The organism is Streptomyces sp. NPDC111802, from assembly GCF_055634335.1.
This window is the reverse complement of sequence record NZ_JBVKCZ010000023.1, coordinates 41,864-67,475: the sequence shown is the minus strand read 5'-3', so window position 1 is coordinate 67,475 and position 25,612 is coordinate 41,864. Positions and strand designations below refer to the sequence as shown.

Here is a 25,612-nt window from a genome sequence, read left to right as displayed (position 1 = left end):
CTTCAAGTACCTTTCTGTAACAGTCGGTTACTCAAGGTGGCGAATGCGGAGTCTGGTCCTACGGATCGACCTTCACAGACCGAGCCGGTAGCAGTGGCCTTTGCGGCGGGCATCCGCGGTGGCGAACACCTCGGCGAGTTCCATCCCCAGCCGCCGTGTCACCGCGATCGACCGTGCGTTGCGGGCGTCGACCATCGCCACCACCCCCGGCACCCCGGCCGCCCGCACCCGCTCCAGCGTCATCCGCGCCGCCGCGGTGACGTACCCCTGGCCCCAGTACTCGCGCCCGAGCCGCCAGCCGATCTCGATCTCGCCCGTGGGGCCCCACTCCCGCTCCCACGGCTGGGCTCCGGTGAAGCCGATGACCCGGTCGTGCTCGTCGAGCATGGTCCACAGACAGAATCCCCGCTCGGCGTCGTGCCGGCGCTGGCGGGCGGTGAGCTCCTCGTAGACGGACAGCTCCGCGGCCCTGCCGCCGTGGAACTCCATGACCTCCGGGTGGGCGAAGACCCGGTGCCAGGCGACCGCGTCCTCGTCGGTGGGCACACGCAGCCGTACTTCGGGCAGAGCTCGGTTCACAGGGCAGCCCTTCAGCGGGGTGATCAATTCTGCTGAATAGACTGCCCATGTCCAGTGCCGGTCGGCACGCAGATTTCGAACCCGGGGAGATCCAGCCGTGACCGTCCTGACCGAGCACCACTCCTCGCCGCTCTCCGAGAACACCGCCGACGTGATCGTCGTGGGCGCGGGCCCGGCCGGCTCCACGACGGCGTACCACCTGGCCAAGTCCGGCCTCGACGTGCTCCTGCTGGAGAAGACCGAGTTCCCGAGGGAGAAGGTCTGCGGCGACGGCCTGACCCCGCGCGCGGTCAAGCAGCTGGTGGCGATGGGCATCGACATCTCCGAGGAAGCCGGCTGGCTGCGCAACAAGGGCCTGAGGATCATCGGCGGCGGGGTGCGGCTCCAGCTGGACTGGCCTGATCTCGCCTCCTTCCCCGACTACGGCCTCGTCCGCAAGCGCGACGACTTCGACGAGCAACTCGCCCACCAGGCCCAGAAGGCCGGCGCCCGGCTCTACGAGCGCTGCAACGTCGGCGCCCCGATCATCGACGACCGCACCGGCCGGATCACCGGCGTCCACGCCAAGCTCGGCGAGGAGAAGCGCGAGGTCACCTTCCACGCGCCGCTGGTGGTGGCGGCCGACGGCAACTCCACGCGCCTTTCCCTGGCGATGGGCCTGCACCGCCGCGAGGACCGCCCGATGGGCGTGGCCGTACGGACGTACTTCGAAAGTCCCCGCCACGAGGACGACTACCTGGAGTCCTGGCTGGAGCTGTGGGACCGCCGCGGCCCCGGCGAGGACCGCCTCCTGCCGGGCTACGGCTGGATCTTCGGCATGGGCGACGGCACGTCGAACGTCGGCCTGGGTGTGCTCAACACCTCCGACTCCTTCAAGGAGCTGGACTGGCGTGAGGTCCTGAAGGCATGGTGCGCGTCGATGCCGGAGGACTGGGGCTACACGCCCGACAACATGACCGGGCCGATCCGCGGCGCCGCCCTCCCCATGGCCTTCAACCGGCAGCCCCACTACACCAAGGGCCTGTTGCTGGTCGGCGACGCCGGCGGTCTGGTGAACCCCTTCAACGGCGAGGGCATCGCCTACGCCATGGAGTCCGGCCAGATCGCCGCCGACGTCATCGTCCAGGCCCACGCCCGCTCGACGCCCGCGGGGCGTGAACTCGCCCTCCAGCGCTACCCGCGCGTCCTGAAGGACACCTATGGCGGCTACTACACGCTGGGCCGTGCCTTCGTGAAGCTCATCGGCAACCCGAAGGTCATGAAGATCGCGGCCCAGCGCGGTCTGACCCACCCGCTGTTGATGAAGTTCACCCTGAAGCTGCTCGCGAACCTCACGGACCCGACCGGCGGTGACGCGATGGACCGCATCATCAACGGCCTCAGCAAGGTGGCTCCGAAGGCCTGAACCGGCTGTTCAACGCCTCGATATTGGCGGCCCGGCGCGCGAACACCTCGTCCCGCCGGTCCGCCACCTGCCGCAGCGCGTCCTTGCGTTCCCGCTTCGAGAGCCGGTCCAGATAGACCTGCCCGGCGCAGTGATCGGCCTCGTGCGCGAGGCAACGGGCGAAGTACCCGGTGCCCTCGATCACGATCGGCTCCCCGTCCTTGTCGACCCCGCGCACCACGGCCCGGTCAGGACGCGGTACGTCCATCGTCGCGCCCGGGACGGAGAGGCAGCCCTCCGTGTCGTCGAGGAGCCTCCGGTCCGAGGCGTCGATCGGCTCCAGCACCGGGTTCACGACGTGCCCGACATGCCGGACCCCGTCGTCGTCCGGGCAGTCGTACACGAACAGTCTCAGGTCCACGCCGACCTGGTTCGCCGCGAGTCCGGCTCCGTCGGCGATGTACATCGTCAGGAACATGTCGTTGATGAGCGCGGCGAGATCGGGTCCGAACTCGGTCACGTCGCGGCACGGCTTGTGCAGTACCTCCTCACCCATTTCGGTGATCCTGCGCACCGACCCGCGCCGGGCCTCGGGCGCGAGCGACGGATACGACTCGACGGGCCTGCCTTGCACGAAAACGCTGGGCATCGCTGTGCTCCCCTGCTGTCTTTCTCTCGCTGCGGGTTGTGAGGACGCCGTGGCCGGGCACCAAAACAGGCTTCCGGTCCCCACGGACCCACCCTTCGGCACCCATGACAACAGAACACACGCAGGAGCCCCAGGAGCAGACAGGTCACACGCGATCCGGCCACCCACGCAGACGCTTCTGCCGGCCGCAGCGGAGGTGGCGTCGATCCGGACGGACACCGGAGAGCCGACGCGGGCGCGGTGACCACTACATCTCCGCGCGCACGGTCGGGCAGGCGACGATGGCGGGCGTCAACGAGTTTCGGCACGTCTCGCGGTCAACGCGCTCCTGGGCGCGGACAATTCGGACGCCGAGCGCCGCCGGGTCGGGGAGTTGCAGCGGCCCCGGGGCTGGAACCGCTGAAGCGGCTCGACAAGGTGCGCTGGCGGCTGGGCCCGCCCAACACCTTCGACCTCGGGTGAGACGTAAGGGCCGCTGCCCCCGAGCGGCTGCGGCCCTTACGGTGATCCCTACGACTCAGAGGACGCGCACCGCGCCCGACGCCGGGTATCCGGACAGGTCCTGGATGACGACGCCCTTGGACGGGTTGGCCGCGTCCAGGTACTGGCCGTTACCGATGTAGACGCCCACATGGTAGGCGGAGCCCTTGCCGCCCCAGTAGAGGATGTCGCCGACCTGGACCTGCGACAGCGGGATGTCGGTGCCGGACATCGACTGGTCCTGCGAGACCCGCGGGAGGTCGACGCCGACCTGCTTGAACGCGGCCTGGACCAGGCTGGAGCAGTCCCACGCGTTGGGGCCGGTGGCACCCATGACGTACGCGTCGCCGACCTGTGCCTGGAGGAAGGCGATGACCGTGGCGACGCTGCCGCTGGCGGGAACGGACACGTCGGTGTTCGTGCTCGCGGAAGCGGACAGGGTGGCCCGCTCGGAGCTGCGCGAGGCAGCCTCCTCGGCGGCGGCCCTGCGGGCCTCCTCGGCCTTCTTCTTCGCCTCGGCCTTCTTCTTGGCCTCCGCGAGGTCCTTCTTGGCCTCCTTGGCCGCTGCGGCGGCGGCCGCGTCACGCTCGGCGTCGAGCTCGTAGTTCGCCGCAGCCAGCTGAGTGGCGTCGGCGGACTGGGCGAGCTGGTCCGCCAGGTCACCCGTGAGGGTGGGCAGTTCGATGGTCTGCGTAACCGGCTCGGCGGCGTTCGCCGTGGCCGCAGCACCTGCCGCTGCCATGCTGAGGACGCCACCGGCAACTCCGGCGCGCATCGCGATACTCGTCGTCGCGCTGCGGCGGGGCTTCCGGTGGCTGCGTATGTGAGCGGTGTGGGACATGAGAACAACGGGTATCAGGGGCTCCTCCATACCTTCAAGAAACGTGTGCTGCGCCACAGTTGTTCAATGGAGCCTCAAAATTCCCGGCCCAGCGCCCCTTATTGACGCCGTAACGGACATTGCGGACGCCCTTCACCCTGCCCGTGATCACGGCCTTTCATCATTAAGTCCGAATTGCCCACCGCTTACCACTTGTTGGGACCAGTGGCCAAGCCCGGTTCTCGGAGGCCCCTCACCGATGTGGCAGAGGTCACGCAACGGTTACGGTGCCGTGCGCGTCCCGTGCACGGATTGCACCCGACCTCGCTCGTGAATGCGTGCACGCGTCCACATTCACTCGCGGCCCTCCCTCTGATGTGTGAACGGACCCCTCTACCAAGGCGTCCCGTCCAGCACCAATTTGCATGCAAGAGAACTCTCTTGATATTGAGACGACCCCTCCGAGCTGCGCCGACGAGCGAAAATGTCACCTCTGGTGATCACTCGGACGCTTCTCGTACGAAGATCACCGCTCATCCGCCTTCATGATCCTTCGTCAGGTGGTGGAGATCATAAAGCTTGTGCAATACCCCGTGTCGCAGATCACAGAGCGGCGGGCATAAGATGCGAGGCAGTTGGGCTTGTGACCTGCTTCACATGTTCTCGATCTTCGCCGGGACGAGCGGGGCTCGTGGGACCGGTGGGGCGGCTGTGAGCCCAGTGCAACCGCCAGCAGTCAGTGCCGACTGAGAGGAGCGAGGAGCGGTGAACGCGTATGCGCCCATCCTCGTACTGGGAGCCCTCGGGGCAGGCTTTGCGATCTTCTCCGTGGTCATGGCCACGCTGATCGGTCCGAAGCGGTACAACCGGGCCAAGCTCGAGGCTTATGAGTGCGGTATCGAGCCGACCCCCACGCCGGCCGGTGGCGGGCGCTTCCCGATCAAGTACTACCTGACGGCGATGCTCTTCATCATCTTCGATATCGAGATCGTCTTCCTCTACCCCTGGGCCGTCACCTTCGACTCCCTGGGGATTTTCGGGCTCGTGGAGATGCTGCTCTTCGTGCTCACCGTCTTCGTCGCGTACGCGTACGTATGGCGGCGCGGCGGCCTGGAATGGGACTGAGGGGCCTTTAACTCATGGGACTCGAAGAAAAGCTGCCGAGCGGATTTCTGCTGACCACCGTCGAGCAGGCCGCGGGCTGGGTGCGCAAGTCGTCCGTCTTCCCGGCGACCTTCGGCCTCGCCTGCTGTGCCATCGAGATGATGACCACCGGCGCCGGCCGCTACGACTTGGCGCGCTTCGGCATGGAGGTCTTCCGCGGATCCCCGCGCCAGGCCGACCTGATGATCGTCGCCGGCCGGGTCAGCCAGAAGATGGCGCCGGTGCTCAGGCAGGTCTACGACCAGATGCCGAACCCCAAGTGGGTGATCTCCATGGGGGTCTGCGCCTCCTCGGGCGGCATGTTCAACAACTACGCGATCGTCCAGGGCGTCGACCACATCGTCCCGGTCGACATCTATCTCCCGGGCTGCCCGCCACGGCCCGAGATGCTGATGGACGCCATCCTCAAGCTGCACCAGAAGATCCAGTCCTCCAAGCTCGGCGTGAACGCCGAGGAGGCGGCCCGGGAAGCGGAGGAAGCGGCGCTCAAGGCCCTGCCCACGATCGAGATGAAGGGGCTGCTGCGGTGAGCGACGCGAACGGTACCAACGGGGCGAACGGGTCGAACGGGGTCAACCCCGAGAAGGACCTCTCCGCTTCCAACCTCCCCGGCCAGCGCGGCCAGGGCGGCGAGGAGATCCGCGTCCAGCGCGGCATGTTCGGCGCCAACAGCGGCGGCGACACCTCCGGCTACGGCGGCCTCGTCCGCTCGGTCCGGCTCCCGGGACCGGCGAGCCGCCCCTACGGAGGCTGGTTCGACGAGGTCGCCGACGAACTCGAGGGCGCGCTGGAGGAACAGGGCCTGCTGCCCGAGAACGCCATCGAGAGGGCGGTCGTCGACCGCGACGAACTCACCTTCCACATCGAACGCGAGCACCTGGTCCGCGTCGCCCGCACCCTGCGCGACGACCCGGCCCTGCGCTTCGAACTGTGCACCGGGGTCAGCGGCGTCCACTACCCGAGCGACAAGGGCCGAGAGCTGCACGCCGTCTACCACCTGCGCTCGATCACCCACAACCGGCTGATCCGCCTCGAAGTCAGCGCCCCCGACAGCGACCCGCACATCCCGTCGCTGGTTTCGGTCTATCCGACGAACGACTGGCACGAGCGCGAGACCTACGACTTCTTCGGCATCGTCTTCGACGGTCACCCGGCCCTGACGCGGATCATGATGCCGGACGACTGGCAGGGCCACCCGCAGCGCAAGGACTACCCCCTCGGCGGCATCCCCGTCGAGTACAAGGGCGCCCAGATCCCGGCTCCGGACCAGCGGAGGTCGTACTCGTGAGCACGCAGTCAGCATCCGCCCGCGAAACCACCGAGGGCACCGTATATACGGTCACCGGTGGCGACTGGGACGAGGTCGTCGAGTCCGCGGCCCGCGCCGACGACGAGCGCATCGTCGTCAACATGGGCCCCCAGCACCCCTCCACCCACGGGGTGCTGCGCCTGATCCTGGAGATCGAGGGCGAGACGGTGACCGAGGCCCGCTGCGGCATCGGCTATCTCCACACCGGCATCGAGAAGAACCTCGAGTACCGGACCTGGACGCAGGGCACCACGTTCGTGACGCGCATGGACTACCTGACGTCCTTCTTCAACGAGACCGCCTACTGTCTCGCCGTCGAGAAGCTCCTCGGCATCGAGGACCAGATCACCGAGCGCGCCAAGATCATCCGGGTGCTCCTGATGGAGCTGAACCGGCTCTCCTCCCACCTGGTGTGCATCGCCACCGGCGGCATGGAGCTCGGCGCCACCACAATCATGATCTACGGATTCCGTGATCGTGAAATGATTCTCGACATCTACGAGCTCATCACGGGCCTGCGCATGAACCACGCGTACATCCGGCCCGGCGGACTCGCCCAGGACCTGCCGCCCGGCGCGGTGGACCAGATCCGCGAGTTCGTCAAGAAGATGAAGAAGAACCTCCCCGAGTACGACAAGCTCGCCACCGGGAACCCCATCTTCAAGGCCCGCATGCAGGATGTCGGCTATCTCGACCTGGCCGGCTGCATGGCGCTCGGCGCGACGGGCCCGATCCTGCGCTCCACCGGTCTCCCGCACGACCTGCGCAAGACGCAGCCGTACTGCGACTACGAGACCTATGACTTCGAGATCCCGACCGCCGACACCTGCGACTCCTACGGGCGCTTCCTGATCCGCCTGGAAGAGATGCGCCAGTCGCTCGGGATCGTCGAGCAGTGCCTGGACCGGCTGCAGCCCGGCCCGGTCATGGTCGCCGACAAGAAGATCGCCTGGCCCGCCCAGCTCGCCCTGGGACCTGACGGGCTCGGCAACTCCCTCGACCACATCAAGAAGATCATGGGCACCTCCATGGAGGCCCTGATCCACCACTTCAAGCTGGTCACCGAGGGCTTCCGCGTACCGCCGGGACAGGCGTACGCGGCCGTCGAGTCGCCCAAGGGCGAACTCGGAGTGCACGCCGTGTCCGACGGCGGCACCCGCCCCTTCCGGGTCCACTTCCGCGACCCGTCCTTCACCAATCTGCAGGCCATGGCGGCGATGTGCGAAGGCGGCCAGGTCGCCGACGTCATCGTCGCCGTCGCGTCCATCGACCCCGTGATGGGAGGCGTCGACCGGTGACCACCTCTTCTTCCGAGCGGGGCGTCAGCCTGGGCATGCCCGAACTGCCCGCGCCCGGCTACCCGGACGACGTCCGAGCCCGGCTGGAGACCGACGCGCGCGAGATCATCGCCCGCTACCCGGACTCCCGCTCCGCCCTCCTGCCGTTGCTGCACCTGGTGCAGTCGGAGGAGGGCCATGTCACGCGCACCGGGATGCAGTTCTGCGCGGACGTACTGGAGCTGACCACGGCCGAGGTCACCGCGGTCGCCACCTTCTACACCATGTACCGGCGCAAGCCGAGCGGTGACTACCAGGTGGGCGTCTGCACCAACACCCTGTGTGCGGTGATGGGGGGCGACGCGATCTTCGAGGAGCTCCAGGAGCACCTGGGCGTCGGCAACGGCGAGACCACGGGCGACGGCAAGGTCACCCTGGAGCACATCGAGTGCAACGCGGCCTGCGACTTCGCGCCGGTCGTGATGGTCAACTGGGAGTTCTTCGACAACCAGACCCCGGCCAGCGCCAAGCGCCTCGTCGACGACCTGCGCGAGGGCCGGCCCGTCGAGCCCACGCGAGGGGCCCGGCTGTGCACCTTCAAGGAGACCGCGCGGATCCTGGCCGGTTTCCCCGACGAGCGGCCCGGGGCCGTCGAGGAGAGCGGCGGTGCGGGACCGGCGTCGCTGGTGGGCCTCCGCCTGGCCAGGGGAGAGACCGCACCCGCGCGCGTGGTCCATCCGCGCGATGGCGGCCCGCACGACGAGCCGCAGGACAGGACGGTGCACGAGCCGTCGCCGACCGAACACCTCAGTTCGCACGACGCGCCGCATGAGACGTCGGCATCCGACCCAGCCCACCCGGCAGGGCCTGTCGCCGAGGAGGGGGAGTGATGACGTTGGCACCCGAGCTGAAGGAAAACAGCCCCGAGAAGCTGCTCGCACCCGTGCTGTCGGCCTTCTGGGACGAGGACAGGTCCTGGACGCTGGACGTCTACCGAAGGCACGAGGGATACGAGGGACTTCGCAAGGCGTTCGCCATGTCGCCGGACGACCTGATCGCGTACGTCAAGGACTCCGGTCTGCGCGGGCGCGGCGGCGCGGGATTCCCGACGGGAATGAAATGGCAGTTCATTCCCCAGGGTGATGGAAAACCGCACTATCTAGTTGTCAACGCCGACGAGTCGGAGCCCGGGACGTGCAAGGACATCCCGCTCCTGTTCGCGAACCCGCATAGCCTCATCGAGGGCATTGTCATCGCGTGTTATGCCATCAGGTCTTCGCATGCCTTCATCTATCTGCGTGGTGAAGTCGTCCCCGTTCTGCGACGGTTGCACGAGGCCGTGCGCGAGGCCTACGCGGCCGGCTTCCTCGGCGAGAACATCCTGGGCAGCGGACTCGACCTCGAACTCACCGTGCACGCCGGCGCCGGCGCGTACATCTGCGGTGAGGAGACCGCACTGCTCGACTCGCTCGAAGGCCGCCGTGGGCAACCGCGGCTTCGTCCCCCCTTCCCTGCGGTGGCAGGTCTCTACGCCTGCCCGACTGTTGTGAACAACGTCGAGTCGATCGCTTCGGTTCCCGCGATTCTGAATCGGGGCAAGGAGTGGTTCCGGTCGATGGGCAGCGAGAAGTCCCCGGGCTTCACGCTCTACTCGCTCAGCGGCCATGTCGCCAGCCCCGGCCAGTACGAGGCCCCGCTCGGCATCACGCTCCGCCAGCTCCTCGAAATGAGCGGCGGGATGCGCCCCGGCCATCGCCTCAAGTTCTGGACGCCGGGCGGCTCCTCGACGCCGATGTTCACCGACGAGCACCTCGACGTCCCTCTTGATTACGAAGGAGTGGGCGCCGCGGGTTCCATGCTCGGCACGAAAGCGCTGCAGTGCTTCGACGAGACGACCTGCGTGGTCCGCGCCGTCACCCGCTGGACCGAGTTCTACGCCCACGAGTCCTGCGGCAAGTGCACGCCCTGCCGCGAAGGCACGTACTGGCTGGTGCAGTTGCTGCGTGACATCGAGGCCGGCAAGGGCGTGATGAGCGACCTCGACAAGCTGAACGGCATCGCCGACAACATCAACGGCAAGTCCTTCTGCGCCCTCGGCGACGGTGCCGCCTCGCCGATCTTCTCCTCGCTGAAGTACTTCCGCGAGGAGTACGAGCAGCACATCACGGGCCGCGGCTGCCCCTTCGACCCGGCCAAGTCGACGGCCTGGGCCGACCACCGCACGGAGGTGAACGCATGACTGTGACCACCAGCGCTCCCTCCGGAGGGGGAGAGGCGGCGGTCCCGCCAGAAGACCTCGTGACGCTGACGATCGACGGCGTCGAGATCAGTGTGCCGAAGGGCACCCTGGTCATCCGGGCCGCCGAGCAACTCGGCATCGAGATCCCCCGCTTCTGCGACCACCCCCTCCTCGACCCGGCCGGCGCCTGCCGCCAGTGCATCGTCGAGGTCGAGGGCCAGCGCAAGCCGATGGCGTCCTGCACGATCACCTGCACGGACGGCATGGTCGTGAAGACGCACCTCACCTCGCCGGTCGCCGAGAAGGCCCAGCACGGTGTGATGGAGCTGCTCCTCATCAACCACCCGCTGGACTGCCCGGTCTGCGACAAGGGCGGCGAGTGCCCCCTGCAGAACCAGGCCATGTCGCACGGGCAGGCCGAGTCGCGCTTCGAGGGCAAGAAGCGCACGTTCGAGAAGCCCGTACCGATCTCCACGCAGGTGCTGCTCGACCGTGAGCGCTGCGTGCTGTGCGCCCGCTGCACCCGGTTCTCCAACCAGGTCGCCGGCGACCCGATGATCGAGCTGCTGGAGCGGGGCGCGCTCCAGCAGGTCGGCACCGGTGAGGGTGACCCCTTCGAGTCGTACTTCTCCGGCAACACCATCCAGATCTGCCCGGTCGGCGCGCTCACCTCGGCGGCGTACCGGTTCCGCTCCCGTCCCTTCGACCTCGTCTCCTCGCCGTCGGTGTGCGAGCACTGCTCCGGCGGCTGCGCCACACGCACCGACCACCGTCGCGGCAAGGTCATGCGGCGCCTCGCCGCCAACGACCCCGAGGTCAACGAGGAGTGGATCTGCGACAAGGGCCGGTTCGCCTTCCGGTACGCCCAGCAGCGCGACCGGCTCCAGTCGCCGCTCGTGCGCAACGCCGAGGGTGACCTCGAACCCGCCTCCTGGCCCGAGGCGCTGCAGATCGCGGCCCAGGGACTGCTCGCCTCACGCGGCCGCACCGGAGTACTGACCGGCGGCCGGCTCACCGTCGAGGACGCCTACGCGTACAGCAAGTTCGCGCGCGTGGCGCTCGACACCAACGACATCGACTTCCGCGCGCGCGTGCACAGCGCCGAGGAGGCCGACTTCCTCGCCGCGCGGGTCGCCGGTCACGGCCGTGACCTGGACGGTACGGGTGCCACGTACGCCACCCTGGAGAAGGCACCGGCCGTCCTGCTGGCCGGTTTCGAGGCCGAGGAGGAGGCGCCCGGCATCTTCCTGCGGCTGCGCAAGGCCTGGCGTAAGCACGGCCAGAAGGTCTTCTCGCTCGCCACGCACCAGACACGCGGCCTCGAGAAGGCCGGCGGCACCCTGCTGCCCGCCGCTCCCGGCACCGAGACCGAATGGCTGGACGCGCTGGCCGGCGGGGTCGGCCTGGACGAGGCCGGCGCGCAGGCGTCCGAGGCGCTGCGCACCGAGGGCGCGGTGATCGTCGTAGGCGAGCGGCTGGCCTCGGTCGCGGGCGGACTCACCGCCGCCGCGCGGGCCGCTACCGCGACCGGCGCCGAACTGGTGTGGGTCCCGCGCCGGGCGGGGGAGCGGGCCGCCGTGGAGATGGGCGCGCTGCCGTCGCTGCTGCCGGGCGGACGTCCCGCGACCGACCCACGCGCGCGTGAGGAGGTCGCCGCCGTCTGGGGCCTGGCCGATCTGCCCCTGCGCTACGGCCGTGACACCGGCCAGATCGTCGAGGCCGCCGCGACCGGCGAACTCCAGGCCCTGCTGGTCGCGGGCGTCGAGGTCGTCGACCTGCCCGACCCGGCACGCGCGCGTGAGGCGCTCGGCGAGGTCGGCTTCGTGGTGTCGCTGGAACTGCGGCCAGGCGAGGTGACCGAGTTCGCCGATGTCGTGCTGCCGGTCGCCGCGGTCGCCGAGAAGGCCGGCACCTTCCTCAACTGGGAGGGCAGGGTGCGCTTCTTCGAGGCCGCGCTCAAGCCCGACCAGATGATCCGCCGACTGGCTCCGACCGACGCGCGCGTGCTGCAGATGCTGGCCGACGCCATGGACGTACACCTGGGCCTGCCGGATCTGCGCACCACGCGCGCGGAGATCGACCGGCTCGGATCGTGGGACGGACAGCGGGCTACCGAACCCCTGGAGATCGCGGCCCAGTTGCCGCGACCGGCCGTCGGTGAGGCCGTCCTCGCCGGGCACCGCCTGCTGCTCGACCAGGGCCTGCTCCAGCAGGGCGACGAGGCGCTCGCCGGGACCCGGCACGCAGCCCACGCGCGCGTGTCGGCCGCCACGGCCGCCGAGGTCGGTGTGAAGGACGGCGACCTGCTCGCCGTCACCGGACCCGCCGGAGTCGTCGAACTGCCACTCCGGATCACACAGATGCCCGACCGGGTGGTGTGGCTTCCGCTGAACTCCGTGGGCGGCGGCGTTGCCTCCGACGCCGGGGCGCTGCCCGGCTCACTCGTCCGTATCGGCCCGGCGACGCTCGCGTCCGAGGCCCCCGAGGAGGTGGAGGCATGAGCCCTTTCCTCGCCGCTGAAGACCTCTCGATGTTCGGCCGCGACCCCTGGTGGCTGGTCGTCATCAAGGCGGTGTTCTGCTTCGCCTTCCTGATGGTGACCGTACTGTTCTCCATCGTCTGGGAACGCAAGGTCGTCGCCTGGATGCAGCTGCGCATCGGGCCCAACCGGCACGGCCCCTGGGGCATGCTCCAGTCGCTCGCCGACGGCATCAAGCTGATGCTGAAGGAAGACGTCATCGTCAAACGCGCGGACAAGGTCGTCTACGTCCTCGCACCGATCGTCGCGGCCATCCCGGCCTTCATGGCGATCGCGGTGATCCCCTTCGGCCCGGCCGGCAACGAGATCTCGATCTTCGGCCAGCGCACCACGATGCAGCTCACCGACCTGCCGATCGCGATGCTCTACATCCTCGCGGTCGCCTCGGTCGGCATCTACGGCATCGTGCTGGCGGGTTGGAGTTCCGGATCGACGTATCCGCTGCTCGGCGGCCTGCGTTCGTGCGCGCAGATGATCTCCTACGAGATCGCGATGGGCGCCGCCTTCGCCTCGGTGTTCCTCTACTCCGGCTCGATGTCGACCTCGGCGATCGTCGAGGCGCAGCAGGACCGCTGGTACATCGTTCTGCTGCCGGTGTCCTTCCTGATCTACATCGTGACGATGGTCGGTGAGACCAACCGGGCCCCGTTCGACATGCCGGAGTCCGAGGGCGACCTGGTCGGTGGCTTCAACACCGAGTACTCGTCGATCAAGTTCGCGATGTTCATGCTCGCCGAGTACGTGAACATGGTGACGGTCTCGGCCGTGTCGGCGACGCTCTTCCTGGGCGGCTGGCGGGCCCCGTATCCGGTCAGCGCCTTCTGGGAGGGCGCGAACCACGGCTGGTGGCCGCTGCTCTGGTTCGTGATCAAGGTCCAGCTGCTGCTGTTCTTCTTCATCTGGCTGCGCGGCACCCTGCCTCGCGTCCGCTACGACCAGCTGATGAAGCTCGGCTGGAAGGTCCTCATCCCGGTCTCCGTCGTCTGGCTGATGCTCGTCGCGACCGTGCGGACCCTGCGCAACGAGAACTACGACTTCGCCGACATCGCCCTCTACGTCGGCGGCGGTGTCCTCGCGCTGCTCCTGCTCTCCTTCGTCGTCGACATGTTCCGCGAGAAGGCGAAGGGGGCCGAGAAGGCCGCCGAGGAACCGGCCGTGTTCGACGCGATGGCGGGCGGATTCCCCGTGCCGCCGCTGCCGGGACAGGAGTTGCCTCCGGTGCCGAGGCGCCGCTCGCACCGCGAGCGGGAGCTGATTGTCAGTGGCGGGCCCGATACTCAGAGTGACGGATCTCTGGATGGAAAGGAGGCGTCCGATGGCTGAGGAGCCCAAGGAGACCAAGCCCGGTTTCATGAACCCCGTCGCAGGCTTCGGCGTGACCTTCAAGGCCATGTTCAAGAAGCGGCTGACCGAGCAGTACCCGGAGCAGCAGAAGACCACCGCTCCCCGCTTCCACGGACGGCACCAGCTCAACCGCCATCCGGACGGCCTGGAGAAGTGCGTCGGCTGCGAGCTGTGCGCCTGGGCCTGCCCCGCCGACGCCATCTATGTGGAGGGCGCCGACAACACCGACGAGGAGCGCTACTCGCCGGGCGAGCGGTACGGGCGCGTGTACCAGATCAACTACGCCCGCTGCATCCTGTGCGGCCTGTGCATCGAGGCGTGCCCCACGCGCGCGCTCACGATGACCAACGAGTTCGAGCTGGCGGACTCCAGCCGCGCCAACCTCATCTACACCAAGGAACAGCTGCTCGCCGGTCTCGAGGACGGCATGGTCGACAGCCCCCATGCCATCTACCCGGGGACGGACGAGCAGGACTACTACCGGGGACTGGTGACGGAGGCCGCGCCGGGTACGACCCAGCAGGTGGCGCTCTCCAAGGGCGAGGTCCCGCAGGAGTCCGCCTCGACCTTCGGCGAGGACGAACCGGCGTCGGGGAAGGTGATCGACCGATGACCTCGCAGCTCGCCGCCTACTCCACCTCCACCGGAGAGGCCTTCCAGTTCTGGATCCTCGGCACCGTCGCCGTCATCGGCGCCCTGGGCACCGTCTTCATGAAGAGGGCCGTGCACAGCGCGCTCTGTCTGGCCGGGACCATGATCATCCTGGCCGTGTTCTACCTCGCCAACGGCGCCTATTTCCTGGGAATCGTGCAGATCGTCGTCTACACCGGCGCGATCATGATGCTGTTCCTGTTCGTGGTGATGCTCGTCGGCGTCACGGCCGCGGACTCACTGAAGGAGACCATCAAGGGCCAGCGCTGGCTGGCCCTTCTGTGCGGGCTCGGGTTCGGCATCCTGCTGATCGCGGGAATCGGCAATGCCTCCCTGCAGGAGTTCAACGGCCTCGCCCAGGCGAACGCCAACGGCAATGTGGAGGGCATCGCCGTCCTCCTCTTCACCAAGTACGTCTTCGCCTTCGAGATCACCGGCGCCCTGCTGATCACGGCCGCCATCGGCGCCATGGTCCTCACACACCGTGAGCGCACCGAGCGGGCCAAGACACAGCGCGAGCTGTCCGAGGAGCGCATCCGGGAAGGCAAGCACATCCCGCCGCTGCCGGCCCCCGGCGTGTACGCCCGGCACAACGCCGTGGACATCGCGGGCCTGCTGCCCGACGGCAGCCCGTCCGACCTCACGGTCAGCAAGACGCTGCGCGAGCGCGGCCAGATCCGTGATGTGTCCACCGAGGCGCTCAACGACCTGCGGGCGCTGGAACAGCGCGCGGAGGAGCGGCTGGAGCGGACCGCGATCGAGCCGTCGACCTTCAAGCGGCCCGAGGAGGCGTCGAAGTGAACCCGGTCAACTACCTCTATCTCGCGGCTCTGTTGTTCACGATCGGCGCCACCGGCGTGCTGATCAGGCGCAACGCGATCGTCGTCTTCATGTGCATCGAGCTGATGCTCAACGCGTGCAACCTCACGCTGGTCGCGTTCTCCCGGATGCACGGCAATCTCGACGGCCAGATCATCGCCTTCTTCACGATGGTCGTCGCCGCCGCGGAGGTCGTCGTCGGGCTCGCGATCATCGTGTCGCTGTTCCGTTCCCGCCACTCGGCCTCGGTCGACGACGCCAGCCTGATGAAGCTCTGAGGGGTCGGAAAACGTGGAGAACCTGATTGCGCTGCTGATCGCGGCGCCCTTGCTCGGAGCGGCCCTCCTGCTGTGCGGTGGCCGGCGTCTGGACGCCGCCGGCCAGTGGATCGGCACGCTCCTGTCCTTCGTGTCCTTCGTGTTCGGCGTGATCCTCTTCGCAGACCTGCTGGGCAAGGCCGCCGAACAGCGGACGCTCACACAGCACCTGTTCAGCTGGATCCAGGTCGAGGGCTTCCAGGCGGACGTCGCCTTCCGACTGGACCAGCTGTCGATGACGTTCGTGCTGCTGATCACCGGCGTCGGCTCGCTGATCCACCTGTACTCGGTCGGGTACATGGAGCACGACGAGCGGCGCCGCCGCTTCTTCGGCTATCTGAACCTGTTCCTCGCGGCGATGCTGCTGCTCGTCCTCGCCGACAACTACCTGCTGCTGTACGTCGGCTGGGAAGGCGTCGGTCTCGCGTCCTACCTGCTCATCGGCTTCTGGCAGCACAAGCCCAGCGCCGCCACGGCCGCGAAGAAGGCCTTCCTGGTCAACCGCGTCGGCGACATGGGTCTGTCGATCGCGATCATGCTGATGTTCTTCTGGTTCGGCACCTTCGCCTTCGGGCCGCTGCTCGGCGGCGAGGGGGAGCCCGGCCTGGTCGGTGAGGCGAGCGAGGGCAAGCTCACCGCGATCGGACTGATGCTGCTGCTCGCCGCCTGCGGCAAGTCCGCCCAGGTGCCGCTGCAGTCCTGGCTCGGGGACGCGATGGAGGGCCCGACCCCGGTCTCGGCCCTCATCCACGCCGCGACGATGGTGACCGCGGGCGTCTATCTGATCGTCCGCTCCGGAGCGATCTTCAACGCGGCGCCCGACGCACAGCTGGTCGTCACCATCGTCGGTGCCGTCACACTCCTCTTCGGTGCGATCGTCGGTTGCGCGAAGGACGACATCAAGAAGGCGCTGGCCGGCTCGACCATGTCGCAGATCGGCTACATGGTCCTCGCCGCGGGCCTCGGCCCCATCGGCTACGTCTTCGCGATCATGCACCTGGTGACGCACGGCTTCTTCAAGGCCGGTCTGTTCCTCGGCGCCGGCTCGGTGATGCACGGCATGAACGACGAGGTCGACATGCGCAAGTACGGCGGCCTGCGCAAGTACATGCCGATCACCTTCGTCACCTTCGGCCTCGGCTACCTCGCCATCATCGGCTTCCCGGGTCTGTCCGGCTTCTTCTCCAAGGACAAGATCATCGAGGCGGCGTTCGCCAAGGGCGGCACCGAGGGCTGGATCCTCGGCGGCTGCGCGCTGCTGGGCGCGGCCATCACGGCCTTCTACATGACGCGCGTGATGCTGATGACCTTCTTCGGCGAGGAGCGCTGGCGCCACACCGCGACCGCCTCACCGGCCGAGCCCAGTGTGGAGCCCGCCGCCGAGACCCACGGCGAGCACGCGGAGCCGCACCCGCACGAGTCGCCGAGGGTCATGACGATCCCGATGATCGTCCTGGCTGTCGGTTCGGTGGCCGGTGGCGCCTTCTTCAGCATCGGCGACCGCTTCCTGCACTGGCTGGACCCCATCACCGGGCACGACCACGGTCACGCGCCACTCAGCGCGGGAGCGATCACCGGCGCGACCGTCGCGTGCATGGTCATCGGCGTCGCCATCGCCTACGGCCAGTACGGCCGCCGCCCGGTCCCGGCTGTCGCCCCCCGCGGGTCGCTGCTCACCCGGGCTGCCCGCCGCGACCTGTACCAGGACGACTTCAATCACGTCGTCCTCGTCCGCGGCGGCGAGCACCTCACGCGCTCCCTGGTGTACGTCGATCACACCCTGGTCGACGGCGTCGTCAACGGCACGGCGGCCTCGGTGGGCGGCCTGTCCGGACGGATGCGCAGGCTGCAGAACGGCTTCGCGCGGTCGTACGCGGTCTCGATGTTCGGCGGTGCGGCGATCCTCATCGCCGCGACCCTGCTGATGAGGGCGGTCTGATACCGATGTCCTTTCCTCTGCTGACAGCCACGGCGGTGCTCCCGGCGATCGGGGCGATCGCCACGGCCGCCGTGCCGGCCGCGCAGCGCACCGTAGCCAAATGGCTGGCGCTGCTCGTCTCGCTCGCCACGCTGGGCCTCGCGATCACCGTCCTGGTCCGCTTCGACCCGGACGGTGACCGATACCAGCTCACCGAGTCCCACTCCTGGATCGCGGATTTCGGGGTCCGCTACGAACTCGGTGTGGACGGCATCGCGGTGGCGCTGATCGCGCTGACGGCGCTGCTGATCCCGTTCATCATCCTCGCGGGCTGGCACGACGCCGATCCGCTGGAGACCGGAAGCACGCGCTGGCGGCCGACGCAGGGCTTCTTCGCCCTGATCCTGGCCGTCGAGGCGATGGTGATCCTCTCCTTCGAGGCCACCGACGTCTTCCTCTTCTACATCTTCTTCGAAGCCATGCTCATCCCGATGTACTTCCTCATCGGCGGCTTCGGGGACCGTGCCCACGAGCACGGTGAGAAGGCGGCGTCGACGCAACGGTCGTACGCCGCCGTGAAGTTCCTGCTCTACAACCTGGTCGGCGGTCTGATCATGCTGGCCGCGGTGATCGGCCTCTATGTCGTCGCCGGAAACTTCAGCCTCCAGGAGATCGCCGAGGCACGCGCCAACGGCACGCTCGACATGGCGACGAACACCGAACGCTGGCTGTTCCTCGGCTTCTTCTTCGCCTTCGCGGTGAAGGCCCCGCTGTGGCCGCTGCACACCTGGCTGCCCAACGCGATGGGGGAGGCCACCGCACCGGTCGCCGTCCTCATCACGGCGGTGGTCGACAAGGTGGGCACCTTCGCGATGCTCCGCTTCTGCCTCCAGCTCTTCCCGGAGGCGAGCAAGTGGGCGACGCCGGTGATCCTCGTCCTGGCGTTGATCAGCATCGTCTACGGGGCGCTGCTCGCCGTCGGCCAGCGGGACATGAAGCGCCTGATCGCCTACGCCTCGATCTCGCACTTCGGCTTCATCATCATGGGCATCTTCGCGATGACCAGCCAGGGCCAGTCCGGCGCGACGCTCTACATGGTCAACCACGGCATCTCCACGGCCGCGTTGATGCTGGTGGCCGGATTCCTGATCTCGCGGCGCGGCTCGCGGCTCATCGCCGACTACGGCGGTGTGCAGAAGGTCGCCCCGGTGCTCGCCGGCACCTTCCTGATCGGCGGACTGGCGACCCTGTCGCTGCCTGGCCTCGCACCGTTCGTGAGTGAGTTCCTGGTCCTGGTCGGCACGTTCACGCGCTACCCGGTGATCGGCATCATCGCCACCTTCGGCATCGTGCTCGCCGCGCTCTACGTCCTCGTTCTCTACCAGCGGACGATGACGGGCCCGGTGAAGCCGGAGGTGTCCGCGATGCCCGACCTCAGGGTGCGCGAACTCGTGGTCGTCGCCCCGCTGGTCGCACTGCTGATCTTCCTGGGCGTCTACCCGAAGCCCGTCACGGACATCGTCAACCCGGCGGTCAAGCAGACCATGTCCGACGTACAGAAGAAGGATCCCCAGCCCGAGGTGGAGGCGGCCAAGTGAGCGCATCAGCTGTCCACAGCCTGTGGACAACCGCGGCCGACCCGATCTCGAAGATCGACACGCCGAAGATCGAGTACGCACAACTGTCGCCCACGCTGATCGTCGTCGGCGCGGCGATCATCGGGGTGCTGATCGAGGCGGTCGTGCCGCGCAAGGCGCGCTACTACGCGCAGGTGTTCGTCGCCGCCGTGGCACTCGTCGCGGCCTTCGCCGGGGTCGTGGCGCTGGCGGCCGACGGGTATGCCACGACCAAGTCGGGCATCGCCGCGATGGGCGCGATCGCCGTCGACGGACCGGCCCTGTTCCTTCAGGGCACGATCCTGCTGGCCGCCCTGGTCGGCCTGTTCACCTTCGCCGAACGGCGGCTCGACCCGGCCGCGCACGGCAACCGGGTCGACTCGTTCGCCGCTCAGGCCGCGTCCGTACCGGGCAGCGACAGCGAGAAGGCCGCGGTGAAGGCCGGGTTCACCACCACCGAGGTGTTCCCGCTGCTGATGTTCGCCGTCGCGGGCATGCTGATCTTCCCGTCGGCCAACGATCTGCTGACGTTGTTCATCGCCCTGGAAGTCTTCTCGCTGCCGCTGTACCTGATGTGCGCGCTGGCCCGCCGCAAGCGGCTGATGTCGCAGGAGGCCGCGGTCAAGTACTTCCTGCTGGGCGCCTTCGCCTCCGCGTTCACGTTGTTCGGCATCGCGCTGCTGTACGGGTACGCGGGCTCGGTGTCGTACGCGGCGATCGCGCAGGTCGTCGACGGCACGGTGCCGGAGGTCAGTCCGGCTCTCGCGGACACCATGGGCAACGACGCGCTGCTGCTCGTCGGCGCCGCGATGATCGTCATGGGCCTGCTGTTCAAGGTGGGCGCGGTCCCGTTCCACATGTGGACGCCGGACGTGTACCAGGGTGCTCCGACGCCGGTGACCGGCTTCATGGCCGCTGCGACGAAGGTGGCCGCATTCGGTGCCCTGCTCCGCATCCTGTACGTCGTGCTGCCCGGCCTGCGCTGGGACTGGCGGCCGGTCATGTGGGGCGTGGCGATCGTCACCATGCTGGGCGGTGCGATCGTCGCGATCACACAGACCGACATCAAGCGGCTGCTGGCGTACTCGTCGATCGCGCACGCCGGATTCATCCTCGCGGGTGTCATCGCGACGACGCCGGACGGGGTGTCCTCGGTCCTCTTCTACCTGGCCGCGTACTCGTTCGTGACGATCGGGGCGTTCGCGGTGGTGACGCTGGTGCGCGACGCCGGCGGCGAGGCTACGCATCTGTCCAAGTGGGCCGGTCTGGGCCGCCGTTCGCCGCTGGTCGCGGCCGTCTTCGCGGTGTTCCTGCTGGCCTTCGCCGGCATTCCGCTCACCTCCGGCTTCGCCGGTAAGTTCGCCGTGTTCAAGGCGGCGGCGGAGGGCGGGGCGGGTCCGCTGGTCGTGGTCGGTGTGATCTCGTCGGCGATCGCGGCGTTCTTCTACATCCGGGTCATCGTCCTGATGTTCTTCAGCGAGCCGAAGCCGGAGGGGCCGACGGTCGCCGTTCCGTCGCCGCTGACGATGACGGCGATCGGGGTGGGCGTGGCGGTCACGCTGGTGCTGGGTGTGGCGCCGCAGTACTTCCTGGATCTGGCGAGCGACGCGGGAGTCTTCGTGCGCTGACGCGGCGCTCCCCGGCACGGCGGCGGCCCGGCTTCTCTCGGAGGGAAGCCGGGCCGCTCTGATGTTGCGGGGCGCGAGCCTGTGGATAACTCCGGGGCTGTCGGTGCGGGCCCCTATCGTGGAGGCAGTGGTCGAGGGACGACATACGGGGGACACGGCGATGGGTGTGACGGGTGGGATCAGGGAGATGCCAGGGGTGACCGAGGCGACAGGCCCGGCGGGCAATGAGGCGCTGGCCGCGCTGAACCGGGTCTTCGGGTACGAGGCATTCCGGGGCGAGCAGGAAGCGGTCATCGAGCATGTGGTGGGCGGCGGCGATGCCGTCGTGCTCATGCCGACCGGTGGCGGGAAGTCGCTCTGCTACCAGATCCCGTCCCTGGTCAGACCGGGTACAGGAGTGGTCGTCTCGCCGCTCATCGCGCTGATGCAGGACCAGGTGGACGCGCTTCGGGCGCTCGGCGTGCGCGCCGGGTTCATGAACTCCACGCAGGACTTCGACGAGCGGCGGGTGGTGGAGGCGGAGTTCCTGGCGGGCGAGCTGGACCTGCTCTATCTCGCCCCGGAGCGGCTGCGGCTCGACTCGACGCTGGACCTCCTGTCGCGCGGCAAGATCGCCGTGTTCGCGATCGACGAGGCGCACTGTGTGTCGCAGTGGGGCCACGACTTCCGTCCCGACTATCTGGCCCTGTCGCTGCTCGGCGAGCGCTGGCCGGACGTCCCGCGGATCGCGCTGACGGCGACGGCCACACGTGCGACGCACCAGGAGATCACCCAGCGGCTGAACATGCCGACGGCCCGGCACTTCGTGGCGAGCTTCGACCGGCCCAACATCCAGTACCGGATCGTGCCGAAGGCGGACCCGAAGAAGCAGCTGCTGAGCTTCCTGCGGGAGGAGCACGCCGGCGACGCGGGCATCGTGTACTGCCTGTCGCGCAAGTCCGTCGACGCCACCGCCGAGTTCCTGACCCGCAACGGCATCGAGGCAGTGCCCTATCACGCTGGCCTGGACGCGGGCACGCGCGCGGCGCACCAGTCCCGGTTCCTGCGTGAGGAGGGGCTGGTCGTGGTGGCGACCATCGCCTTCGGGATGGGCATCGACAAGCCGGACGTGCGGTTCGTCGCCCACCTCGACCTACCCAAGTCGGTCGAGGGCTACTACCAGGAGACGGGCCGCGCCGGCCGTGACGGCCTGCCCTCCACGGCCTGGATGGCCTACGGCCTCAACGACGTCATACAGCAGCGCAAGCTGATCCAGTCGGGCGAGGGCGACGAGGCGTTCCGGCGCCGGGCGGCCTCGCACCTGGACGCGATGCTGGCGCTGTGCGAGACGGCCCAGTGCCGCCGCGGCCAGCTGCTCGCCTACTTCGGTCAGGACCCCGACCCGGTGGGCTGCGGCAACTGTGACACCTGCCTGACGCCGCCGGAGACCTGGGACGGCACGATCGCCGCGCAGAAGGCGCTGTCGACGGTGGTGCGGCTGCAGCGGGAGCGCGGGCAGAAGTTCGGCGCGGTGCAGATCGTCGACATCCTGCTGGGCAAGCGCACCGGCAAGGTGATCCAGTTCGACCATGACCAGCTGTCCGTTTTCGGCATCGGCCAGGAGCTGGACGAGGGCGAATGGCGGGGCGTCGTCCGGCAGTTGCTGGCGCAGGGGCTGCTCGCGGTCGAGGGGGAGTACGGGACTCTCGTGCTCACGGAGGCCAGCGGGTCGGTGTTGCGGCGGGAGCGGGAGGTGCCGCTGCGGAAGGAGCCGAAGAAGCCGGCGACCTCGCGGTCGGGGTCGGGTTCCTCGGGGTCCGGGCGCGGAGAGCGCAAGGCGAAGGCCGCGGTGGCCGAGCTGCCGGAGCAGCTGGTGCCGGCCTTCGAGGCGCTGCGGGCCTGGCGTGCCGAGCAGGCTCGGGAGCAGGGAGTCCCGGCGTATGTGATCTTCCACGACGCGACGCTGCGGGAGATCGTGACCGTGTGGCCCACGTCCGTGCGGGAGCTCGGGAGCGTCGGCGGGGTCGGGGAGAAGAAGCTGGCCACATACGGGGAAGGCGTGATCGGGGTGCTGGCCTCGGTGCGCGGGGAATCCGGTGCGGGGGCGGCGTCCGAAGCGGATCCCGGACCCGATCACGGGGTGGACGACTGGGCCGAGGCGGAGCCTGAGCCGGAGGACTGGGCCTAGGGGCGTCGTTCTAGGGGCGTCGTTCAGGGGCGAAACGGGGCCGGGGCCTGGAGTCCCGGTGCGACGGTCACGCCAATGCTGTCAGTCCCGGTGCGAAGGTGATCAGCAGCGGGAGCAGGGGAACCAGCGCGGCCAGTGTCGTCGTGAGCGCTCGGCGTCGGCGCCCCAGGCGTGGCGGGGGCTCTAGGAGGCGGTTGACGCGTTCGCCCAGGAGACGGTGGGTGGAGGCGCAGGACAGGACGCCTCGGTGCTGGTTGAGCTCGATCAGGGCCAGCGCCGTCGTCAGGTGACCGCAGCGGCGGGACGCCGTGTCGTCGGCGGCGAGTTCGACGAGGCGGTGGGTCTGGTCGCAGAAGTGGGCGAACAACGGGATGCGGGGGAATCCGGTGGCAAGCGCGGTGGACAGGTGCAGCAGCCAGTCGTGGCGGGCGCGGGCATGGCCACGTTCATGGGTGAGGACGGCGTCGAGCTGGTGGTCGGTCAGACGGTGCAGGGCGCCCGTGGTGACGATGAGCTGGGCCGGGCTGCCGGGCATCCACCAGGCGTCCGGGTACTCGTCCTCCAGCACCAGGAGCGGGCCGCGCGCCGCGCCCAGCCCCGCCGGCAGGTCGGGGGCGCGTTCGCGCAGGTGGGCCCTGGCCTGGCCGCGGCGCCGGCGCGCCTCGACGAGCTCGCGGGCCAGCATCGCGGTCGTCCAGGCGGCACCGCAGGCCAGCAGCAGGGTGAGGGCGGCTGCCCAGACGGGCGTGGCCGAGAGGTCGTACGCCTCCGTGACCGACGGCGGCGCCGGGGCGAAGAGCTGGGCGCGCACGGTGCCGAAGACGGCGGCGGTACCCAGGGAAAGGGCCGTAAGGCAGCACAGCAGGACGGTGGCGACCAGGCACTGCCACACCCAGAGCGAGACCACGGGTTCCCGTTCGGTCCAGGCGGCCCGGGTCAGCGCCTGGGGGACGGGTACGGCGGCCGTCAGGGCGACGATGCTCAGCAGGAGCATGCAGACGGTCATGCCAAGGTCTCCGGATCCTGGACGGGACGGGACGGTGCGGGACGGTGCGGTGGCTGCGGTGCGGTGGGGCGCGAAGGCCGTTCGCGGCTCGCTTCCCACCGCCAGCCAGTATGACGGTGACCGTCGACGGAGTCAGGAGGAAAGACTCGCCGAATGCACTGCCCGGGTCAGCCCCACGGCTGCTCTCACACCCGCCCGGAGCCGGTTCCGTGACCGTGAACCACCGCGCGGATCCGGTGAGTTGGACCGGATCCCGGCGTCACCCCGCCGCGATCCGCCCCGTGACCTCCCCGAGCCCCACCCGAACCCCACCGGGCCCCGGCGCCCAGGCGGACAGCGTCACCACATCGCCGTCCTCCAGGAACGTCCGCTTGCCGTCGGGGAGTTCGAGAGGATCCCGGCCGTTCCACGTCAGCTCCAGCAGCGAGCCGCGCTCGCGCTCCGTCGGGCCGCTGACCGTGCCGGAGCCGTACAGGTCGCCGGTGCGCAGCGAGGCGCCGTTCACGGTCATGTGGGCGAGTTGCTGGGCGGCGGTCCAGTACATGGTGGAGAAGGGGGGTTCGGAGATCACGTGGCCGTTGACGGCCACCGAGATACGCAGGTCGTAGCCGCCGGGTTCGGCCTCGGAGCCGGAGTCGTCCAGGTACGGCAGCAGGGGGTGCGTGCGCTGCGGCGGTGCCACGCGCGCCTCCTCCAGGGCGTCCAGCGGGGTGATCCACGCCGACACCGACGTGGTGAAGGACTTGCCGAGGAAGGGGCCGAGGGGGACGTACTCCCAGGCCTGGATGTCACGTGCCGACCAGTCGTTGAGCAGGCACAGGCCGAAGACGTGCTCCCGGAAGTCGCCGAGCGCCACCGGCTCGCCCATCCGCGACGGCGTCCCGACCACGAAGCCGACCTCGGCCTCGATGTCGAGGCGGACCGACGGACCGAAGACGGGCGCGGGGTCGGTGGGGGCCTTGCGCTGGCCCGACGGCCGTACGACATCCGTGCCGGACACGACCACCGTGCCGGAGCGGCCGTGGTAACCGATGGGCAGGTGCTTCCAGTTGGGGGTCAGGGAGTCCGCGGCGTCGGGGCGGAAGATCTGGCCGACGTTCCGGGCGTGGTTCTCGGAGGCGTAGAAGTCGACGTAGTCCGCGACCTCGAAGGGGAGGTGCAGGGTCACCGAGGACAGGGGGTGCAGGAGGTCTCGGATGGCCTCCTGGTGTGCGGGCACCGTCACCCAGGCCGTCAGTGCGCGCCGGACGTCGGACCAGGTGGTGCGGCCCGCGGCGAGCAGGGGGTTCAGGGAGTCCTGCGCGAGCAGCGGGGCGTACGGCGAGCCGAGTGCGTAGGCCGCCCTGCCCGCGTCGAGGACGTGGTCGCCGAGCCGGACGCCGACCCGTCGCGCGGAGTCCGAGCCGGGAAGGGAGAAGACGCCGTACGGAAGGTTGTGCGTGCCGAAGGGGTCGCCCTCGGGGAGATCGAAGGGGGGCATGGGGTGCTGCCTCACTCTCATACGCTCCGTATGCCATGTGGTCGGGCCACACGTTACGGGTGAGCCGCCGGTCTTGGGCAGTGCGAAAGTCGCGTCGTCGGCGCCGGCGAAACAGCTGGTCGCCCCGCCGGGCTGACGCTCCGGCGCACTCCGGCACCACGTGGGAGTGAAATCACCAGGGGTGGAGGGCAGTTGTGGGCGAGGAGGCAGAAGCGGAACCGGAACA

Annotated in this window: 21 protein-coding genes; 16 read left to right on the top strand and 5 right to left on the bottom strand. The window is 68.9% G+C overall.

Translation table 11 applies throughout. The features are described from left to right. Window positions 1-72 precede the first annotated feature (72 nt). Window positions 73-606, bottom strand: a complete 534-nt coding sequence (locus ACZ7NC_RS24900) for a GNAT family N-acetyltransferase (protein WP_471491336.1) — start codon at window positions 604-606, stop codon at window positions 73-75. A gap of 70 nt (window positions 607-676) precedes the next feature. Here ACZ7NC_RS24900 and ACZ7NC_RS24895 point away from each other — a divergent pair, with 70 nt between their 5' ends. Further along, complete coding sequence (locus ACZ7NC_RS24895) at window positions 677-1,984, top strand: geranylgeranyl reductase family protein (RefSeq protein WP_471491335.1); 1,308 nt, start codon at window positions 677-679, stop codon at window positions 1,982-1,984. Here ACZ7NC_RS24895 and def read toward each other — a convergent pair. Beyond that, window positions 1,959-2,612: a peptide deformylase gene (gene def / locus ACZ7NC_RS24890; RefSeq protein ID WP_471491333.1), complete on the bottom strand. Its 654-nt coding sequence runs from the start codon at window positions 2,610-2,612 to the stop codon at window positions 1,959-1,961. The two genes, ACZ7NC_RS24895 and def, sit on opposite strands and share 26 nt — an antisense overlap. A gap of 517 nt (window positions 2,613-3,129) precedes the next feature. Then, window positions 3,130-3,963 carry a C40 family peptidase gene (locus ACZ7NC_RS24885; RefSeq protein ID WP_471491332.1) on the bottom strand — a complete coding sequence of 278 codons (834 nt, stop codon included), beginning with the start codon at window positions 3,961-3,963 and terminating at the stop codon, window positions 3,130-3,132. 714 nt (window positions 3,964-4,677) lie between these two features. On the opposite strand from ACZ7NC_RS24885, the gene ACZ7NC_RS24880 reads away from it, so the two are divergent. The 15 genes from ACZ7NC_RS24880 to recQ all read left to right on the top strand — a co-directional run bounded on the left by ACZ7NC_RS24880 (window position 4,678) and on the right by recQ (window position 22,900). After that, the gene (locus tag ACZ7NC_RS24880; protein ID WP_030950624.1) at window positions 4,678-5,037 is read left to right on the top strand and encodes an NADH-quinone oxidoreductase subunit A; all 360 of its coding nucleotides are present in this window, start codon (window positions 4,678-4,680) and stop codon (window positions 5,035-5,037) included. A 14-nt stretch (window positions 5,038-5,051) separates the two neighbouring features. Continuing rightward, window positions 5,052-5,606, top strand: a complete 555-nt coding sequence (locus tag ACZ7NC_RS24875; RefSeq protein ID WP_018528252.1) for a NuoB/complex I 20 kDa subunit family protein — start codon at window positions 5,052-5,054, stop codon at window positions 5,604-5,606. Continuing rightward, on the top strand, window positions 5,603-6,364 hold the full coding sequence (locus tag ACZ7NC_RS24870; RefSeq protein ID WP_471491329.1) for an NADH-quinone oxidoreductase subunit C: 762 nt from the start codon (window positions 5,603-5,605) through the stop codon (window positions 6,362-6,364). The genes ACZ7NC_RS24875 and ACZ7NC_RS24870 overlap by 4 nt, the downstream gene beginning before the upstream one ends. Next, window positions 6,361-7,683 carry an NADH-quinone oxidoreductase subunit D gene (locus ACZ7NC_RS24865; protein ID WP_471491327.1) on the top strand — a complete coding sequence of 441 codons (1,323 nt, stop codon included), beginning with the start codon at window positions 6,361-6,363 and terminating at the stop codon, window positions 7,681-7,683. Before ACZ7NC_RS24870 ends, ACZ7NC_RS24865 begins: the two co-directional genes overlap by 4 nt. After that, window positions 7,680-8,552, top strand: a complete 873-nt coding sequence (nuoE, locus tag ACZ7NC_RS24860) for an NADH-quinone oxidoreductase subunit NuoE (protein WP_471491326.1) — start codon at window positions 7,680-7,682, stop codon at window positions 8,550-8,552. Before ACZ7NC_RS24865 ends, nuoE begins: the two co-directional genes overlap by 4 nt. Continuing rightward, window positions 8,552-9,901 (top strand): NADH-quinone oxidoreductase subunit NuoF, encoded by a 1,350-nt coding sequence (gene nuoF / locus ACZ7NC_RS24855; RefSeq protein WP_471491324.1) that lies wholly within the window; start codon window positions 8,552-8,554, stop codon window positions 9,899-9,901. Before nuoE ends, nuoF begins: the two co-directional genes overlap by 1 nt. Then, a complete protein-coding gene (locus ACZ7NC_RS24850; protein WP_471491323.1) occupies window positions 9,898-12,402 on the top strand; it encodes an NADH-quinone oxidoreductase subunit G in 2,505 nt (834 codons plus the stop codon). The genes nuoF and ACZ7NC_RS24850 overlap by 4 nt, the downstream gene beginning before the upstream one ends. Next, on the top strand, window positions 12,399-13,763 hold the full coding sequence (gene nuoH / locus ACZ7NC_RS24845) for an NADH-quinone oxidoreductase subunit NuoH (protein ID WP_471491321.1): 1,365 nt from the start codon (window positions 12,399-12,401) through the stop codon (window positions 13,761-13,763). Before ACZ7NC_RS24850 ends, nuoH begins: the two co-directional genes overlap by 4 nt. Continuing rightward, complete coding sequence (gene nuoI / locus ACZ7NC_RS24840) at window positions 13,756-14,397, top strand: NADH-quinone oxidoreductase subunit NuoI (protein WP_471491320.1); 642 nt, start codon at window positions 13,756-13,758, stop codon at window positions 14,395-14,397. Before nuoH ends, nuoI begins: the two co-directional genes overlap by 8 nt. Continuing rightward, window positions 14,394-15,236: an NADH-quinone oxidoreductase subunit J gene (locus tag ACZ7NC_RS24835; RefSeq protein ID WP_471491318.1), complete on the top strand. Its 843-nt coding sequence runs from the start codon at window positions 14,394-14,396 to the stop codon at window positions 15,234-15,236. Before nuoI ends, ACZ7NC_RS24835 begins: the two co-directional genes overlap by 4 nt. Continuing rightward, complete coding sequence (gene nuoK / locus ACZ7NC_RS24830) at window positions 15,233-15,532, top strand: NADH-quinone oxidoreductase subunit NuoK (protein WP_003998919.1); 300 nt, start codon at window positions 15,233-15,235, stop codon at window positions 15,530-15,532. Before ACZ7NC_RS24835 ends, nuoK begins: the two co-directional genes overlap by 4 nt. A 13-nt stretch (window positions 15,533-15,545) precedes the next feature. Then, window positions 15,546-17,510 carry an NADH-quinone oxidoreductase subunit L gene (gene nuoL / locus ACZ7NC_RS24825; RefSeq protein ID WP_471491316.1) on the top strand — a complete coding sequence of 655 codons (1,965 nt, stop codon included), beginning with the start codon at window positions 15,546-15,548 and terminating at the stop codon, window positions 17,508-17,510. Window positions 17,511-17,515: 5 nt separating this feature from the next. Further along, window positions 17,516-19,087, top strand: coding sequence for an NADH-quinone oxidoreductase subunit M (locus ACZ7NC_RS24820; protein ID WP_471491315.1), 1,572 nt, complete (start codon window positions 17,516-17,518; stop codon window positions 19,085-19,087). Next, window positions 19,084-20,733, top strand: a complete 1,650-nt coding sequence (nuoN, locus tag ACZ7NC_RS24815; RefSeq protein WP_471491314.1) for an NADH-quinone oxidoreductase subunit NuoN — start codon at window positions 19,084-19,086, stop codon at window positions 20,731-20,733. The genes ACZ7NC_RS24820 and nuoN overlap by 4 nt, the downstream gene beginning before the upstream one ends. A gap of 160 nt (window positions 20,734-20,893) precedes the next feature. Then, complete coding sequence (gene recQ / locus ACZ7NC_RS24810; RefSeq protein ID WP_471491491.1) at window positions 20,894-22,900, top strand: DNA helicase RecQ; 2,007 nt, start codon at window positions 20,894-20,896, stop codon at window positions 22,898-22,900. Window positions 22,901-22,967: 67 nt separating this feature from the next. On the opposite strand, the gene ACZ7NC_RS24805 is transcribed toward recQ, so the two are convergent. Next, entirely contained in the window at window positions 22,968-23,906 is a 939-nt protein-coding gene (locus ACZ7NC_RS24805; RefSeq protein WP_471491312.1) for a M56 family metallopeptidase, read from the bottom strand. 259 nt (window positions 23,907-24,165) lie between these two features. Next, window positions 24,166-25,386, bottom strand: a complete 1,221-nt coding sequence (fahA, locus tag ACZ7NC_RS24800; RefSeq protein WP_471491311.1) for a fumarylacetoacetase — start codon at window positions 25,384-25,386, stop codon at window positions 24,166-24,168. Window positions 25,387-25,612 lie beyond the last annotated feature (226 nt).